Source organism: Hallella colorans (assembly GCF_003096815.1).
GTDB classification, from domain to species: Bacteria; Bacteroidota; Bacteroidia; order Bacteroidales; family Bacteroidaceae; genus Prevotella; species Prevotella colorans.
Genome location: NZ_QENY01000001.1, coordinates 48,296 through 65,526 on the forward strand (window position 1 = coordinate 48,296; position 17,231 = coordinate 65,526).

General features: G+C 34.9%; 16 protein-coding genes. All 16 read right to left on the minus strand.

The window, feature by feature from the left end:
- Positions 1-105 precede the first annotated feature (105 nt).
- The 16 genes from C7379_RS00180 to C7379_RS00255 all read right to left on the minus strand — a co-directional run bounded on the left by C7379_RS00180 (position 106) and on the right by C7379_RS00255 (position 17,134).
- Positions 106-1,014, minus strand: a complete 909-nt coding sequence (locus C7379_RS00180; RefSeq protein WP_116615446.1) for a glycosyltransferase family 2 protein — start codon at positions 1,012-1,014, stop codon at positions 106-108.
- Positions 1,015-1,023: 9 nt separating this feature from the next.
- Entirely contained in the window at positions 1,024-2,082 is a 1,059-nt protein-coding gene (locus C7379_RS00185; protein WP_116615447.1) for a glycosyltransferase, read from the minus strand.
- Positions 2,083-2,100: 18 nt separating this feature from the next.
- Positions 2,101-3,240 (minus strand): EpsG family protein, encoded by a 1,140-nt coding sequence (locus C7379_RS00190; RefSeq protein WP_116615448.1) that lies wholly within the window; start codon positions 3,238-3,240, stop codon positions 2,101-2,103.
- Positions 3,241-3,252: 12 nt separating this feature from the next.
- Positions 3,253-4,413: a glycosyltransferase gene (locus C7379_RS00195; protein WP_116615449.1), complete on the minus strand. Its 1,161-nt coding sequence runs from the start codon at positions 4,411-4,413 to the stop codon at positions 3,253-3,255.
- 20 nt (positions 4,414-4,433) lie between these two features.
- Positions 4,434-5,432, minus strand: a complete 999-nt coding sequence (locus C7379_RS00200; protein ID WP_165814996.1) for an acyltransferase family protein — start codon at positions 5,430-5,432, stop codon at positions 4,434-4,436.
- A 103-nt stretch (positions 5,433-5,535) separates the two neighbouring features.
- Entirely contained in the window at positions 5,536-6,414 is an 879-nt protein-coding gene (locus tag C7379_RS00205) for a LicD family protein (protein ID WP_116615451.1), read from the minus strand.
- Positions 6,415-6,422: 8 nt separating this feature from the next.
- Complete coding sequence (locus tag C7379_RS00210; RefSeq protein ID WP_116615452.1) at positions 6,423-7,760, minus strand: adenylyltransferase/cytidyltransferase family protein; 1,338 nt, start codon at positions 7,758-7,760, stop codon at positions 6,423-6,425.
- On the minus strand, positions 7,760-8,839 hold the full coding sequence (locus C7379_RS00215) for a pyridoxal-phosphate-dependent aminotransferase family protein (protein WP_116615453.1): 1,080 nt from the start codon (positions 8,837-8,839) through the stop codon (positions 7,760-7,762). The genes C7379_RS00210 and C7379_RS00215 overlap by 1 nt, the downstream gene beginning before the upstream one ends.
- Positions 8,836-9,684: a LicD family protein gene (locus C7379_RS00220; RefSeq protein WP_116615454.1), complete on the minus strand. Its 849-nt coding sequence runs from the start codon at positions 9,682-9,684 to the stop codon at positions 8,836-8,838. Before C7379_RS00220 ends, C7379_RS00215 begins: the two co-directional genes overlap by 4 nt.
- Positions 9,678-10,292, minus strand: coding sequence for a GNAT family N-acetyltransferase (locus C7379_RS00225; protein WP_116615455.1), 615 nt, complete (start codon positions 10,290-10,292; stop codon positions 9,678-9,680). The genes C7379_RS00220 and C7379_RS00225 overlap by 7 nt, the downstream gene beginning before the upstream one ends.
- Before the next feature lie 112 nt (positions 10,293-10,404).
- Positions 10,405-11,934 carry a lipopolysaccharide biosynthesis protein gene (locus tag C7379_RS00230; RefSeq protein WP_116615456.1) on the minus strand — a complete coding sequence of 510 codons (1,530 nt, stop codon included), beginning with the start codon at positions 11,932-11,934 and terminating at the stop codon, positions 10,405-10,407.
- 223 nt (positions 11,935-12,157) lie between these two features.
- The gene (locus C7379_RS00235; RefSeq protein ID WP_116615457.1) at positions 12,158-13,888 is read right to left on the minus strand and encodes an HAD-IIIC family phosphatase; all 1,731 of its coding nucleotides are present in this window, start codon (positions 13,886-13,888) and stop codon (positions 12,158-12,160) included.
- Between the two features lie 3 nt (positions 13,889-13,891).
- Positions 13,892-14,689 (minus strand): polysaccharide deacetylase family protein, encoded by a 798-nt coding sequence (locus C7379_RS00240; RefSeq protein WP_116615458.1) that lies wholly within the window; start codon positions 14,687-14,689, stop codon positions 13,892-13,894.
- Positions 14,690-14,722: 33 nt separating this feature from the next.
- Positions 14,723-15,403, minus strand: a complete 681-nt coding sequence (locus C7379_RS00245) for an acyltransferase family protein (RefSeq protein WP_116615459.1) — start codon at positions 15,401-15,403, stop codon at positions 14,723-14,725.
- A complete protein-coding gene (locus C7379_RS13175; protein ID WP_116615460.1) occupies positions 15,370-15,693 on the minus strand; it encodes an acyltransferase family protein in 324 nt (107 codons plus the stop codon). The genes C7379_RS00245 and C7379_RS13175 overlap by 34 nt, the downstream gene beginning before the upstream one ends.
- An 805-nt stretch (positions 15,694-16,498) precedes the next feature.
- On the minus strand, positions 16,499-17,134 hold the full coding sequence (locus C7379_RS00255) for a DedA family protein (RefSeq protein WP_116615461.1): 636 nt from the start codon (positions 17,132-17,134) through the stop codon (positions 16,499-16,501).
- Positions 17,135-17,231: the final 97 nt, after the last annotated feature.

Below are 17,231 nucleotides of genomic sequence, written 5' to 3' on the forward strand. Positions count from 1 at the left end.
GTTTTCATAACTTCTTTGTCACATTTTTCTCCTTTATTCAGATCAATATAATTGACTAAAAGATGTGCGACAGCATACACATGATTAATAAAATAGCTTATACCCTTATTTTTTCATGTAGCTATCTCTTACATGTAATACAAATCCTAATGGTGCAGTCCACACCCAATACCATCTTAACACAGGAAGTTTGATCAAAGCATTTAACGATGATCCATGAAAACATGCACGGAATCTCCAATAATTTATCGCATATCTTACCTTACGTGAGAATGGTAAAATATCATAAGAGACATTTTCTGCATACATCATCATGGACAAAAGTGGACTTTGCATCCTCATTCGTGTCATATTTGCAGAAATGCCGTGTTCTTGATAATCTGCAATATAAATTACTTCACTGAAATATCTCAGTTTGTATTTTTGAGCTATCCGAGCCCACACCAATTCTTCCGGACAAAATTTTTCACCTGGTATTTCCGGGAAGGGAAACTCACGAAGTACAGAAGTTCGATATACCTCTTTCATATCCCCATTCTTCATTTTGAACTTCCACCAATATTCTAAGAAGGTGCAATCAAGAATATCATAAGGAGGCATACCACCAACAACCTCTTTCTTACCCTTTAACAAATCCAATCCACATACACCACCAAAGGAATCATCATTCTTCACTTCATTCCATTGTTCTATTACAAGTTTAAGAGCGTTTGATGGTAAATAATCATCGCTGTCTGCGATGAAAAATAAATCACCGCACGCCTTGTTTACTCCCAGATTTATTGCAGTATGTTTACCTCCATTAGCCTTATAATAATATCGTATTTGGAAATTAGGATTAGACTTCTTATGATTTAAAATTATTTTATTAATAACTTCCTGTGTGTTATCTGTTGATCCATCATCCACAATCACCCATTCGAAATCAGAAAAAGTCTGCACACACAAACTGTCATAAAGGCGTGGCAGCAAGTCATCTCTGTTATATGAAGGAGTAAATACAGTAATCATCATGAAATAAAACTATTTGTGTATGTAAAGCGCATGTTCCAATAGTCTGTCTATAACTACATCTGGTTTGAGCCATTGCTCATAGTATCTTCTTGCACCATTTTCTAAATGTCTGCGGTATTCTTCGTTACTATTTATCAACATAATAGCTTCGAGTAATTCTTTTTTCGTGTGCACAAAATGAATATTTTCACCATGCACCATAGGCTCAGGCATCTCTCGAGAAAGTTTAGTAGATATGATAGCCTTTCCCATACAGAGATACTCAGCCAATTTCCATCCATGACATCCACATACAGATGGAGTATTAAAAACAAGAACACTTTCCTTGGTTTTCTTAATATACTCATCCATTGAAAGTCTCTTATCATAAATAAAATCCTTATATATCTCTTTATATTTAGGATAATCAGGCATTTCTGCTAATACATCTTCCCCGTTTATATAAAACAAACCCCCTTCAATTTTTATTTGTAATTGTTGGCATGCGCGTAAAAATTCACCACGCCAATAATTTGTATCTGTTTCCGCAAACTTATTGTACCATAGTGTTGAGGAATGAAAAATATAGTTGGGGCGCACCTTCACTGGTTTCTCATATACATTTATAGGTCGTCTACGAATGTTGGAATACAAATAATCTTGCAAATATTTTTTTAAAGGAACATTCGTATAGCCTATACTCTGAAAATAGTGTTTAAGACATTTGATTATAGTAATTGGAATAGTATGAAGTGTTATTCCAAACGAAGGGCCTATTGCTAATAATTTTATATCCTTTTGAGTATGTTCAAATGTGGGATTTACCTTTCCATAGATATCACACCATTCATATCCTTCGTTAAATATACTTGCAACATCCTCACTATCTATAAAGACCTTATAGTCATTTCCCCCGTTTTTTATAACAAAAGCAAAACCATATCTATAAGTATTGATATATTTATTATCCAAACCTTCGAAAGGCTTAGCACTATACCGTATACTGTTTTTTCCAAAAACCGTTTCTATTCCAAGTAGATAATAAGAGGCATAGGCGTACTGTAATCTTGGATCTATAATAATTTTCATGTACTGTATTGTTTTATATTATTTGTACAATTTATCAACGGTATAATTATAATCATACTCATATCGTTCATAAATAGAGCCACTTCCCGAAGGTTCTCCATTCGTAAAGAATGTTTTATAAGGCATATTGAGCGACTGCCAAGCAATAGTGATACGCAAAAATAGCAAGAAACACACTGTGACAACAAGTGGTTTGAGCCATGGCTTTCGATGAGGGAGATGACAAATGTGTGTGAGCATATAGATAATGCCCAAGAAGAAATACCATCCAAACCTACCACCTTGTCCAAAACGCATAAAGAGAAGAAGTATTCCACAGAACACAACTGTCATATTAAGAAACACAAGCGTTTGCTTGGTAGGCACAATTTTCCTGTAGTTAGTAAAAATAAGCCACAACAAGAACATGCATTCCAAGACATACTCTATACGGAAGCCTTGATCTTCTGTGGTATAGGCAGCTGTTCGCTCTGCCATTCCTGTAGCCTCTCCTGATGACACCAGTAGCACATTGGGTAAAGGAGACAAACTTACAAGTAAACAGACTGCAACAAAAGCAATAATGGCCGTTGGACTGTATTTCCGTATTGGCAAAAAATACATGGGTGCAAAAATCAGAGCGGAACCATGAAATGTGTAAGCCAAAAGCACAAGGGCAAAAAACTTGATTGGCTTTTGCTCCCAAATGTATCGCACGGATAACCACACAATGCCAACCGCAAAAACTTGACGAAGATAGGTCATCGTAAAATAATAAAAGAAACCGAGAAACACTATCGTTGCCAAAGGGTAGTCTTGTATATATTGCTTGAAAGAGAAGAAATAGAGCATATAAAGAGCCAAGGTGGTGATGAGGATAAATATATACCTATTCTGCGTGACAAATGATACTAACACTTGCCAAAAGAAGTAGCCATACTCTTTGCCATTGATCAAATAATTCAATCGTGCTAAATTGCGACCACCTCGCATTTCTTCTGCTATAGCATCAAACACCTCTCCATATATATAGCGGTCATATCCGCCTATCATATCTCCCAAACCCACAAACAAAGAAACATAGAGAAAGTAGGCTATAAGATATTTATCTGACCGTTTGTCTTTTAAAACAAGAAATAGAATAAAAGCAACAATGAAAACTAAAAGATAGGGAAACATAGCCTTAAAATGTTATAGGAACGTATATAATTTCTGCACCTCACTGGAATTATCATGAATATGTGTTTTAAGATAATCTACATATTTTTGCCGTAACTGCCCATCTTCATAAAGATTAAGAATGGCATGTGCTAAGGCATTGCCATCCATTGTGCAGATAGTGGCATTGACTCTATCTTCAAATTGGTCACTTACGGTAGAAAAATTGGTTACGATAATAGGCTTGCACAGTATTTTCGCCTCATCGAGCGCAATAGATTTACCCTCGAAACGAGATGGGTGTACATATATATCAGCTTGACGTATGTATGGGTAGGGATTTGATTGAATGCCAACAAATTTGAAATACTTTTGTAGACCTTTACGTTTTATCTCTTCAATCCATTTAGGTTCTATAATAGCACCTGCAAATAGCCATAAAAAATCAATCTCAGTATTTTTAAGTATATCTACAGCCTCGATTGCAAAGTCTATTCCCTTGTTGTAACACACGTGTCCTACAGTAACTAATGTCAAGTTGTGTGGAACAAAATTATCAAGATCTTCTTCAGACAATCGCTCTATAAGTTCAGGTGAAGATATATTCTCCATCTTAGATATTTGCTTATGACAATTCGGGAAATATTGTCTCAGGGCTGCTACACAGGTGTCTGAAATTGTAAATATATGATCTGTTAACGGATAATATATTTTGTCGGCCTTATAATAGTAAGGCCATCTGCTATAGTCGCTATGAAAGAAACTCACTTTCTTTTTCCCACGCAACTTATCCACCATATAATATAATATTTGCTGACCACCATAATCTACAATCAAATCATATTCCTCATTATTGATTGCCGGCATCATCTTTGCGATCAAGCGTCCTGCCATAGGTTTTGACAGTTGGGACAATATAAGCCTAATCAAAACACCCAATGACAAAACGATCTTTCCATGTTGCAGAAGCCACCATGCCGAAGATACACCACCCATCACATGCTCTATAACAGGGTTATATATCAGATGAACATCTTTTGGCAACCTGTCTGAATATATGTCACCCCCCTTACAGCAAAGCAACAATGAGGTATCGTATCTTTGCCTATCCCAAGCCGTCAGTAATGACACCATGGATTTCGACACTCCTCCTGATTGTAACGTGCCTATTATAAATAAGACCTTCTTTCTCATATATTACAATTTGTTCGGCTTTACGCAGATTTTTTGTTTAATGAAATTATTGCATTTGCAATATATCTGCCATAAATCAAGTTCTCTAAAAATTCACTTTGTCTAATCAAGTAGCCTATACCTATACAGCTGTATGCAATAGCAACAGAAAGAATCGCAACTATCACACATTCAAGTAGTAGGTTGTCTGTTTCCATGAAATATTCATGCCATCCTGATAATCTTAACGCAAATACAAAGAAAAAATGATAAATATAAATATCTAACGAATGGCGACCTATTTTTGCCAAAGCATCGGACACGACACCACTGTTTATTTCCAATTTCTTAAAGAGATAAACAAAGGTGGGAACGGAAAGAAAAGCTGAAAATAAGAATAATCTGGAAAAGCCCTTTGTGAAAAAATAAACAGTTACTGCATAAGCTATCATGCAGCAACTGAATACAATATTTTTAGATAAAAGAGTTTCTGTCAAATTGTATTTCCTGAACAAATAACCGGCAATAAATAATGGCCACAATGTTCTTGCCTGATAAACGCTCAGTACATTACTCCATCGTTCTGATAGAGTAAATTGAATCATGATTAGGAATGCCCAAATCGTTACAGCCCAAATAATATCCACCCATTTGAATTTGACAAACCGAGTAACCAAGCGTAATGACCATAAGAAAACGTAAAACAAGGACAATACGAATAGATACCAATAACCATTCTTTGCACTACCTTCAAAGAATCCAGCTACATCTTTATGATTAAAAATGACAAATGATAATCCCACGAATAAGAAAGGAGACAAGAAAGAAACAGATTTAATCAACACCTTCTTAATATCTGGCACAGATGATATAACCCAACCTGATAAAAACATAAACAAAGGCATATGAAACGTGGACACAAATCTTACCCAAATATTATTTCCATCATTCAAAGAAAAAAAATATATGTGTCCAAAGATTACTGCCAACATAGCAAAACCTTTTAGGCGATCAACATATTGTATGCGTTGCATAGTCATAATCATATATTTTTATAATTATCTTTCTCTATTTGCAGCCCATAAAAAACTAAACAAGGTGTTTCGTTACCAAACAATACATCTTGCCTCTAAACTATCTTTCTCATAGCTTTATGATAAAGAACTTTTTTTTCATGTTCATTATTCTATTGACTTCATCAATAGAATAATGATGATATAAGTCTAAAAAATAAATATTATGATTAGATACTCGCTTTTCAACAGGTGGAAAAATCATATATTCACCAAATTCAACTTGCAAATAAGAATCAAAAGCTTTAGGAATAACGATAGTCGTATCTTCAAAAGGAAGTTCAATACCTTCTCCAAACCAGTTTACGGGATAAACATTACTCTCGTTTAGATCAGGCGAATATCTACACAATTTATCCCCCCGAAGAGATGAAAAATATTGTATATGGCTATATAACCTTTTTAAATACTTATTTCTTAATGGTCGATAATACATCAAGGTTTCCAAAGCTTTTAGAAAAGTTATCCATGCACCCGTTTTGAGACATTGCCAGCTAAAAGATAAAGAACACTCGCGATTCGATTTAAAAAAACCAAGATAAGCCTTAGAAAACAACTTGTTTTCTTTTTTTATTTCATCAGACTTCTCTTCATCATAATAATCTAATGGGAATATATCTATAAAAACTCCATATAAAAAAGGGAGTTCTCGTTTTTCCCATACCGTTGTTTGATTATTTATGAACTTAGCAAAATACATAAAATACCCCGTATCCCTTAAGTCAATAATTGAATATGCTTCTTCAATTCTGTCTCTTAAAGCAATGAATTTATTATAGTCTTGACGGGGCATATATACATCTATGTCATCATCCCACGGTATAAAGCCTTGATGTCTCACCGCTCCCAAAGCTGTTCCAAAAGCAGCATAATATCTCAAGTTATATTCATCACACAGAGCAGAGAAAGCCTTAAATGTTTCAAGCAATACTTTTTGTAAATCTGTCATATAGTAGTTTATATTTCTACGTAATCCTTTCTATTATAAAAATCTTCGATAATCCTTACTATTGCTTTAGAAGTTTTATCATCTACATAGGCTACATTATACGAGAGATTGATCATTTTAACAAAAGAAACAAGTTGGTATCTAATTCCCTCTCCATCCAATTGATAAAAGTAGCGTTTATTATTTTGTGGATTTTCAAACCGTATTTCAAAATAATCAGTTTTCCACCAAGGAGCGGGAACATAAATATATCCTTTCGTTCCACTAATAATTAGTTCACCTTCTGATTTTACTCCTTGCCCTACTCTTAATGTTGCAACTGCATGTTCGTATACAAAATTGATCTGAGTAAAGCTATCAAAATAATCGTGTTCGGTTAATGGCCTTGATATTATTAATTTCTGTTTATAATCCGTTCCAAGTAGTTGAAAAATTGGTAACATGGCTGTAGGCCCCCATGAATTAATACTATTCCATATATATTTTAATTCTTGAGCTTCTGTATTTAACAGATTTTCCATACTGGTACATGTTACGTCAACAGAAACAATTTCACCTATCCTGCCACTTTTTGCCAATAATAACAATCTATAATAAGCTGTAGAATAAGCAGTCTTTACAGCATCCATTAATATGCAGTTATTTGCAGAGGCAAGATTCCTTAGTTCGTCATACTGAACAATATTTGTCGCTATTGGAGATTCACAAATTACATGCTTACGCTGAAGTAGAGCTGACTTAATTTGAGCATAATGCTCTAGAGGATTTGATATGATATATACAGCATCAGACTTCTCCAATAACGACTCGTAGCTTTTTTCTTCTAAGTTTGCGTCTTCTGATTTTATAAATTTTGGATAAAGGCTATAGATACTACTAATAGTTAATCCATTTACATACTTACTCTCTAAAATTATCTTATTAATGATTGAGGACTCGCCGACAATGCCCATTCTGATTTTTCTCTCCTCTGTACGAAGATCTGAACTGGAAATTCCTTGCGTACGTTCCAGATAGACAACTCGACAATATTCATTAAGATAATCAAAATGTCCTCTCCAGTCTGAACCAACAGTAAAAATATCAACATTAAAACGTTTTATGTCATCTATTTTTTGTCCTTCATACTCCTCGACTATTATTTCATCAGCTAACCCTGTTGCTCTAACTGCTTCTATACGCTCTATTAATGTTTGCTGAACGTTTATCTTGCCCCGAACTCTATCAAAACTATCTGCAGTTACTCCGACTATCAAATAGTCACCAAGTGCTTTGGCACGTTCTAAAAGCTTACGATGTCCCTTGTGAAACAAATCATATGTTCCATAAGTTATAACTCTTGTCATTATAAAAATCCTTTTCTACTTAAATCCTCAAGGGCATTGATCAAAACATCATTGTCTTTTTCTGTCAAATAACCAATATGCCCAACTCGAAATACAGAATCTTTTAGATTACCTCCATTAGGACACACCCAAATATTATACTCACTCTGCAATTTCAAGAAAATATCATATGCCTTGGCATGTAAAGGAGTTAATGCTGTTACAGCATTAGGAAGAGACTTTGAGACAATCTTAAAAGGTAAGGATTTTATTTTATGACGAAAATCAGAAGCTAATGCATGTACTCTTTCTATTTCCACATCAACTCCACCTTTTTGCTTTATCTCGTTTAATCGAACGTTGATTTGACGTAGGATACCTACTGCTGGCGTAAAAGGAGTTTGTCCACGTTCACCATCTTTTAGAGCTAAGCTCAAATCAAAATACAAAGAAGAAACCTTGCTATCTTTCAATCGATGTATCGCTTTTTCTGACATCGTTATCAGAGATATACCTGGAGCACACGCCAGTGCCTTCTGTGACCCAGTAATCATTACCGCAACATCCAATTCCTTCATATTTAATGGATCGCATAAAAAAGAACTTATTGCATCAACAACTAAAAATAGTCCATTAGCTTTGCAAAACTTACTTATGCGCTCTATATTATATAAAACCCCAACAGATGTCTCGTCTATATTTACTAAAAAACCGGTATAATGCTTTCCCTCATATTGAGCAAGATCTTCATCTGTAATATCGCAACCAAACTGTGGTCGTATTTCTGAATAAGGAACTTGATGTATTTTACAAATTTCTACAAACCTTTGTCCAAAAGTTCCTCCATTGATAATCAACACCTTATCATTTGAGGTAAAAAAGTTCATGACTACAGCCTCCATAGAGCCTGTGCCAGAACAAGTCATAAAAACTGTTCGGCCAGAACTATCCACTCCTGAGAAACTCTTAACAAGTTCTTCATTTTCAAGCATTAAAGCTGAAAAATCACTATTTCTAAAATAAGGAATTTGCTCTGCGCCAACATCAAGAACAGCGTCACTTGACATAACAGGTCCCACTGTAAAATTTAATTTCTTCATATATTTATTTTTGTATTTGACTTCCAATAGAAATGAGTATGCCCTGCACTATGTTGTAATCGCTCCGACTGTGGAGGGAGTTGCATATAATCTCCATAATTTTTTTTCAAATAGATATCGTAGTCTTTGATTGCTTTGAACTTATAACCTTCGAAAACAACATCTATGTAATTCTCGAAAATCTCAGCTTTAAAAAATTCACGATTTCCATTTCCATCACATACTATCTGACTTACGTACACTGATTCATTATAGTTATGTTTTTCTCTTATTATACGTATTTGCTCATTTATCTGATTAACATCTTTGTTAAAATGAATTATTTTTTTTACTATTTGCTTTACGCAAGAATAAAAACCCATATGAAGACCATAAAAAGGTATTAACCAACGAGCTTGTAATTGGGATTCAAACAAAATGTGAAGTTTTTCCATTTGAGATGTAAAGACATTAAAGTCATTATCTACACCATCGATAGGGAATATATCTATCCATACACCTAACTTGTTATTTTCTTTATTAAGTGGAGTAAAAGGAAGTAATGTTTCTGACCTTGTATATTCTGTATCACAAACCCGACTGAATGTAAGATAATTCTCATACTCAGAAGACAAGGTCAAACGCGAATTAGACTTAAATTTTTTTAAAAACAATTCATAATCTGGTCGTGGCATGATTATATCTACATCATCATCCCAAGGAATGAAACCTTTATGCCTGATAGCTCCTAATAATGTACCATAAGCCAAAGAATACCGAATATTATATTGCCTACAAAAATCCGAAACTTCTTTTAAAACTTTTAGAGATATTTGTTGTATATCTTTTAATTCAAGTTCTACCATTTTCTGAACAAAGTTCTTTTTAAGAAAGTTTCTTTACCATTTGCATGCCAAAACAAGCGACATTTTACAAAAGAAGCAAGATAGTGAATCCTTAGTCTGACAATAGTTAAAATTTTCGGAGGGATTATATCTTCTCTAAATATATATGAATAATAGTTTGTTGAAGGAAAGGATGCGTAGCCAACTTTTCTACATCCACATTTTTTTAAATGCCACTTAACAGAATCTACAGCATTAACAGCTGTGTCAGAAAGTACATAATGTTTGTTATTTGCCAGTAAATACTTTTTCCTTAAAGAATATAGCAGAGAACCAATACCCATATGTTTACACGAGGGCGAAATTGCTGTAATAATTGCATAAGCATAATTATCATATTCTTTTATCGCTGTAATTCCCAAAATTTGATCGTCCTTAGACAGGGCTATAAAATAAGTTTCAGACAAAACCTTTTCTTCTAAGTCTTTTAAAGTGTATTGAGAGCATGTAAAATAAATTCCTTTCTTTTGATGGCTTTCAAAAGAACCATGAATTAAAGTCAATAATTCTTTATATCTTTCTTTAGGAATATAACGAACGATTTTTAAATCTAATTTCTCATTTTTCATATTATATGATTGGGGCAATTTATCTGATTATTAACCTCTTATAATAAACACTATACAAGATTCCAAAATTACAATTACTTATATTATTTTATTAACTTTTAAATTTTGAGCGTTATATATGACACAACTTATACATATACGATTTCAAAACACTACGTTGATCTTGTTTTAATCCTATAAGAAAGATGGCACTGCCTCCTATTGTAACCTCTAACAGTATCGTACACATTAGATGCCACCATCCTTCTAATTCTATAAAACACAAAGTCCCATAAATAATAGAAAGTGTTATAATAAAAACTACTATGCATGGAGAAATACCTTCCTTATAAAAAGTTGACATAGAAAACTCCATCATGTTTTTTTTAAGAAGCATAGTACAAATATTATTTTTTATAAGTTCCAATAAAAACAACAAGAAGAAAGGATAATAAGGATTCAAGAAAAACCTTAACAAAACATACATCATTGGCAAATACGACAAATAGACGATACTATTTAATAAAGACACTGCTTTATTTTTTCCTGTGGCAGTTATCCCATATTTTACAGAAGAAAACAAAGAATCACCAAGTATCATTAGCAACATAAATCTACAAATGTTTGCCGTATATGCAGGGGGTGTTCCTAACCATAAACGTAATATGAACTCACAATCTATAATAAAAGGTATTGTAAGAAGCATCATAAAAAAAAAAGAGAACTTAGAAGACAATATAATAAGCTCTTGCATACGTCGATACTCTTTCAAAGAATAAGCTTTGATAATTGCAGGGCGTACCGAAAGCATAAAGTTGTTTGCAAAACCAACAACGGCCCCATAAATAGTATTAGCAAAGCCACAAGCAGCATTAATACCAACACCAAAGAACATATTTAGCAGAATACTCTGCCCCTGTTGCTTCAAACCGAAAGAAAAATTTCCAGCTACACCCCATCCCGAAAAAACCAATATCGGCTTGGCTATTTCTTTATCCCATCTCAACGTCCATTTGCAATCTTTAAAACTATGTTTACAATAGAATACATAAACTGTAAAAATAAGAAAACTAAATAACAATAAAAGTAAACCATAAGTGACCAGATGATCAAAACTAATAAGCATCAGCATGAAACAGGCGATCAGTTTAAGCAATGTATCACCTATTCCGATATAGGCAAAAACATTCATCCGCTCGTATGCAATAATTGCTGCATTATAGGGAACTTGAAGCATTGATAACACCATCATTCCCACTGTACATTGATATACAATGAGGGCTGCTGTCATTCTACCCTCTGGAATAACAAGTTTATGATATACAATCCATAAGCCTACAGTCTCACCAAGCAATAAGACAATGACAGCAAACAATATATGAACATTTAATGATGCGGAGAAAGTTCGTTGAAAACGAGAGGTATTATCTCGCGCGAGTTCAAATGCCAAAAATCGCGAGGTGGCTGCTGCCAATCCACCATTAAAAAATGTGAATAGGCTAATTATTCCTGCTACCACCTGAAAAACACCCATATCAGTTACTCCCAATATTTGAAATACAACACGGGAAGTATACAGCGAGACTACCAAATTAAAAAGCATACGACCATAAAGAAATATGGTGTTCTTTGCAATAGTCTTGTTTGATGATATTTGTTCCATAAAAGAACTCTCTATGATTGGATTATCTGAGTGTCAACTCTACTCCCATCCATCTCCCCATACTTCTTCTGCATCTAAATCAAAGGGGTTGGAGTGGATGCCGCTGGCCTCGTCTTCGATGAGGTTTCCATTGGGGTCGATGTTATTATCTTTGTTTATTCCCAGATGAACTGTTTTTCATATAAAAGACGAGTAAAAAAACATTTTAGTTTACAAAGGCGGTTTATTTTCTCGTATTATCTGTTATGGTTACTATCTTAGAATACTCTTTGTCGAAAACACAATTAAATATCTCGTGGTCGCTGGCTGTTTGTACTTTCTCCATATTCAATTCATTAATGATTTTAAACATTGGACCGTTTCGTATCGTTCGCTTAAAATTAAAATGTATTTTTCCTCCGTATTTTGCTGCCAGATAGTTGATTAGTGTTGGCTCTATTTTTTTATTGGCAACCCGGCAGCTGATAACGAAATCTGTTACACAAGGAATATTATCAGCACGACTAATTATCAAAAAACCAACGATCCCATAATCTCCAAACTTGTCCGTACTTTGCAGTACATAGCTATCAATATCGGTGCTTTCTACCAGTGTCGTTACTTCCTCAAGTGATAAACGCCGCCCTGAAGAGTTCAATTGATTTGTACGTTGTAGTAATTCATAACATCTGGGAAGTGTTTGGAACGTTGGTGATGACAAAATTAAACGAATTTTACAACTGGCAAGAAAATCATTTATGTCACCATCCCAAACTTCTTCTTCTCTTTTTTGCTTTTCAAGCATCCTATATGTTTCTCTGCGTTTCTTTGAATCCTCCGTTACAACAATGTTAAATCGGTTGCATTTCGAAAAACTCAAGATTTCTTTCGGATCTATGCAGGTAATGCTTGGAAGTGCTAATTTTACTTCATTTCTTTCAAACGGATTATCATCAACAAAAACAACTGTATTAGGATGGATATTCATTTGTGTTAATGTATGATTGATATTTACACTTTTGGGATTCCAATTTATTTTATTAAATACAAAATATTTGTCGATATCATGCTTTCTCAAAAATGCCATTACCTGAGGTTCATCATTTTTTGAAGCAATGCTATTAACAATTCCTTTGCTGTCCAAAAATTTAATTAATTGAATGAACTCATTTCGAACTTCTACTTGCTCATTTTCAATCATCACTCCCTTCCACAGTGTATTATCCAAATCCCAAACTACGCATTTTATTTTTTTTCCTTTCGTATTGCTTCTTGGTTCAAGCTCTAAATAGCTAAATATGATAGATACATGTTCCTCAGCATTTGTTGGATGAATATTTATAAAATAAAGATCCTTAGAATCACTATAAGGTGGGATCGCAATTTGGAATTCGGATTTTCCCAATGGAATTTCAATTCGCTCACGAAATAACAGTTTGGAAGTAGACTTCACATCTATTAAAAAGCTTGTTTCGTGATCTTGATTTTCAATAACGAGATGAAGTTCTAACGTGTCGTTTTCAGGATTACTTCGAATTAAATAGTTAATATAACGTTGCCGAAAACTAAACCAACCATGATCAAAAAAAGTATGGATTTTTTGAATTGGAGATAATGCAGCACATTTTCTAAATACAGCACCTAATTTTGTTATGACTTTATATGTCTCAGCATATTTATTTCTTTCTAAAGCTTTTGTTTTTAATTGGCTTTCTATTTTTGCCCATGTTCTGAATTCCACTTTAGCTCCAAGTTTGCCATCGAGAATTATAGGGGATATTCCATTTTCAATCCTAATGCAGTTTCCATCCTCACGCTTTTTGTAACGACTGCATGTATCATAACATGCAGGAGCAGCACACTCAACACAGTGTTCTGTCCACAACAAAGGTATCAGTTTTTGCTTCGAATATTGTTGTGTTATCACTTTATTCAGTCCTTTAATTCTATCCTTGGAGTAGATAAATTCAAACATCTTTTATTTCTTTAGTCGTTGGTAAATGTCCATGGATGTAGTAACTTTTAGTTTATCTTTGCTCTGACGTTCTGAGAGATAACTACAAATTTTTTCAAACTTTGATCTTTCGAAATCCCAGTTATCTCTAACATGTCCATCCTCAACAATACTATGAAACATTAATACACAAGCCATGTGGTGTTTTTCTGCATATTCTATGATTGCAAATAACATTTCTGCAGAAATAGAACTTAATACGGGTATGCTGTATATCAAACCGTTATCTATACTCTGCATTAAAGTATCCTGATAAGCCCATCTGTATAATAAGGGAAACTTTATAATTCGGCTGATTTTTCTAAAAAATACTTTTATTCCTTGATATTTCAAATATCTCAACGAAAGTCTAATATACTTTATTTCAAGCTTATCCAATTTAGGTTTTATGATTTCGTATTCATCAAGTCTAAAACCTGTTCCCGGACTTGCAAACCCATTCCCTAATTTAGTAAGCTTTTCTGTATTAAGATCTCTTTTGAGTTCTTCTATTCCTTGTGTAATATCTTCAATCGTGTTTTTGTGATAATAACCATGTCCAGCTATTTCCATTGCATCATCTTGATACAACTTATAAACCATTTCCACAGTCATGGGTTTGCTTGGTGCTAAAGAAGTCAGACTTTGCTCTCCTCGAACAAATCCTGTGGTGATATTAAATGTAGCTGGTAAATGGTATTTTTTTAATATCGGATAGGCTATCTCATAATTGTCTATGCGCCCATCATCGAAACTAAAATTAATTAATGTAGTTCTATTCATTATACATTAAATTTAATCTGTATATAAAAAGGTTTATTGGGAATATTGCCCACCATAAAACAAATTATTTATCCACCACATATTTGCCGTACATTTAACAATATAGTAGGAGATAAAAGTGAAAACGATGCCAATAATAGGCAATATAACCAAATCTTCAAGAACTCCTATCTCAGAAACCTGCAAAAATGGGATAGAAACAGCTAAGCGTTCAAGCACGAAAATCTGAACGACATAGATGCCCAACGTGTATTTTCCTATATTCGACAACTCATCTATCATTTTTGATGGTGAGGCAATAGAACATACAGTTTTGCATATACCTAAACATAGCATTGAACCAGCAAGCCCTACAATATATTCCATAACGATATAGGTCGGCATCGATATAATAGTTTGTAATGTTACTTTATCCACAGCGTGGCCTTTTCCAAGTAAGATTAAAAGAGTAAACACAATGAGTGACAAGAACGTTATTAGCTTTGTGTGTTTATCGTACCATTGATAATGTTTTCGCAAAAAATATCCGGTCCAAAAGAATAGAAGATAATAGTTTATCATCAGGCTTCCACCGTATGGGATTGCAAGCATTACAATAGAAGATATGGCACAAGCTGCCGCATCATTGTGAATCACTTTTTTACTTATATACACCACTATATAGCAGGCAAACAGGCATTTTAGAAACCACACACCTCCATAAAGTTCGCGCATATACCCCCCCCATTAGTATACGCTATCGCTGCCAAAAGTAAAGAACCCACTACAGACGGTACAAGTAATTGTTTACACTTTTTTATCAGAAAATTTTTGAATGGCAACAAAAATGAGCTATGAGAAAAGAAACCACACATCGTCATAAACAATGACATATGGAAAGAATAAATGATAGGACGAATCTTGCTCTGCAGTTCATCGCCAAAATAATATGCATGCCCTATGCACACTAAAGTTATCGCTAAAAATTTAGCAAAGTCTAAATAGATGATTCGCTGCTTCCCCATTCTTTATGTATGTGATACTTTGCTTAACTATTTAAATGACAATACACCCCTCCCTCTTCACCACCGTTACAAATCTCGGAGGTGAATGTAAAGAAAGGATTGAAATCATTCCACTTTAGAAGCGGGGCGTATGGTCCTAAATAATTTGTACACCCAAACTTCGCAGATACTCCGTCAACCTTGTGCTATGTTAATGAAATTTCTACAAAGGTATTATATTTTTGAATGACAACAAAATTTTAGCGATTGGAAATGATTTCAGAAGTATGAAATAATGGCGAAAACCTTTAAAACAAGCAGATGGGATGCATGCAAATGGTTGCCTTCTTGCATGGAATGCACCACGATGGAAGCCGAACGAGGGCTTATGCAAGAAGTATGGGCAAGGCGAAAAAAAATGTTGTTTTACAGTAAAATATGGTATTGGGTAAGGCGAAAAGTCATCTCACAAACAAAAGTATAAATGATGGTAAACGTGTATAAGCCCTAATCGGCTTGCGTTCAGGGCCGAATGGGGAGATGATTAAAGCTCAACGACAACGCCATTGGTGCCTAAACGGGATGTGATTGGATAGCAAACGCAGCATGACAAACAAGCCACAGCATCAAATTTGGTGAACAATTTGACGCAAACCGTTGTTAAACAAAACAGTACGAAATATGCTCATATTTCGCGTATTTGAAAAAAATTTAGCCATGGTTTGGAAATACGCGATATATGAGCGTGATTTTGTAAGAGAAATTCGAAAGATTAAACCGTGGCTCGGGCAGTTGCTACCCTGAACAAAAAAAGGCTTAAAATTGACTATTCAGCGGCAGTGCGTTTTCTTTTCAGCCACCACTTGACGGCAAAGTAGAGCGCGACGATGGCCACCAAGGCTACGATGACAATCTTGATATACTCGCCATATTCCATGATCTTGTCATTGAGCTGGGCTTCGGGCACAACGGCGTGTAGATACCAACCGAGGCCGGCGAGAATGGCATGCCAGCAGCCCGCCCCTACCGTGGTATAGAGCAGGAATTTCCAGTAGTTCATCTTTGACAACCCGGCGGGTATGGATATGAGGTGCCTTATGCCGGGGATGAGTCGCCCGGTGATGGTGGCCACCAAGCCATGATCGTTGAAATAACGCTCGCTGTGCTCCACTTTTTGCTGGTTGAGCAGGCACATGCGCCCCCATTTGCTGTTTGCAAACCTATAGATGACGGGACGCCCGAGATAGTAACCGGCTAAGTAGTTGATAGAAGCGCCGCAATCCGCGCCTATCGTTGCCATGAGTATGACCATCCACACGTCCACATTGCCTGCGGCGGCATGGTATGCGGCTGGAGCCACGACAAGTTCGGAGGGTACAGGGATGACCGTACTCTCCAAAAGCATGAGAAAGAAAACCGTGCCGTAGTTGAGATTGCTAAGAAGCGATGAAAAAATATCCATGTCGAAGATGCGAAGCCGTTACAGAACTGTCAATGGCAAATTAAGATGAAAATGATATATGCAATGTCAATGGAAGCGCGCGTTCGATTGTCCGCAA

What these genes read in the sequence shown, in the direction of transcription:
- C7379_RS00180 (WP_116615446.1), bottom strand. Translation starts at nt 1,014, where the DNA reads ATGATGATTACTGTATTTACTCCTTCATATAACAGAGATGACTTGCTG.
- C7379_RS00185 (WP_116615447.1), bottom strand. Translation starts at nt 2,082, where the DNA reads ATGAAAATTATTATAGATCCAAGATTACAGTACGCCTATGCCTCTTAT.
- C7379_RS00190 (WP_116615448.1), bottom strand. Translation starts at nt 3,240, where the DNA reads ATGTTTCCCTATCTTTTAGTTTTCATTGTTGCTTTTATTCTATTTCTT.
- C7379_RS00195 (WP_116615449.1), bottom strand. Translation starts at nt 4,413, where the DNA reads ATGAGAAAGAAGGTCTTATTTATAATAGGCACGTTACAATCAGGAGGA.
- C7379_RS00200 (WP_165814996.1), bottom strand. Translation starts at nt 5,432, where the DNA reads ATGACTATGCAACGCATACAATATGTTGATCGCCTAAAAGGTTTTGCT.
- C7379_RS00205 (WP_116615451.1), bottom strand. Translation starts at nt 6,414, where the DNA reads ATGACAGATTTACAAAAAGTATTGCTTGAAACATTTAAGGCTTTCTCT.
- C7379_RS00210 (WP_116615452.1), bottom strand. Translation starts at nt 7,760, where the DNA reads ATGACAAGAGTTATAACTTATGGAACATATGATTTGTTTCACAAGGGA.
- C7379_RS00215 (WP_116615453.1), bottom strand. Translation starts at nt 8,839, where the DNA reads ATGAAGAAATTAAATTTTACAGTGGGACCTGTTATGTCAAGTGACGCT.
- C7379_RS00220 (WP_116615454.1), bottom strand. Translation starts at nt 9,684, where the DNA reads ATGGTAGAACTTGAATTAAAAGATATACAACAAATATCTCTAAAAGTT.
- C7379_RS00225 (WP_116615455.1), bottom strand. Translation starts at nt 10,292, where the DNA reads ATGAAAAATGAGAAATTAGATTTAAAAATCGTTCGTTATATTCCTAAA.
- C7379_RS00230 (WP_116615456.1), bottom strand. Translation starts at nt 11,934, where the DNA reads ATGGAACAAATATCATCAAACAAGACTATTGCAAAGAACACCATATTT.
- C7379_RS00235 (WP_116615457.1), bottom strand. Translation starts at nt 13,888, where the DNA reads ATGTTTGAATTTATCTACTCCAAGGATAGAATTAAAGGACTGAATAAA.
- C7379_RS00240 (WP_116615458.1), bottom strand. Translation starts at nt 14,689, where the DNA reads ATGAATAGAACTACATTAATTAATTTTAGTTTCGATGATGGGCGCATA.
- C7379_RS00245 (WP_116615459.1), bottom strand. Translation starts at nt 15,403, where the DNA reads ATGCGCGAACTTTATGGAGGTGTGTGGTTTCTAAAATGCCTGTTTGCC.
- C7379_RS13175 (WP_116615460.1), bottom strand. Translation starts at nt 15,693, where the DNA reads ATGGGGAAGCAGCGAATCATCTATTTAGACTTTGCTAAATTTTTAGCG.
- C7379_RS00255 (WP_116615461.1), bottom strand. Translation starts at nt 17,134, where the DNA reads ATGGATATTTTTTCATCGCTTCTTAGCAATCTCAACTACGGCACGGTT.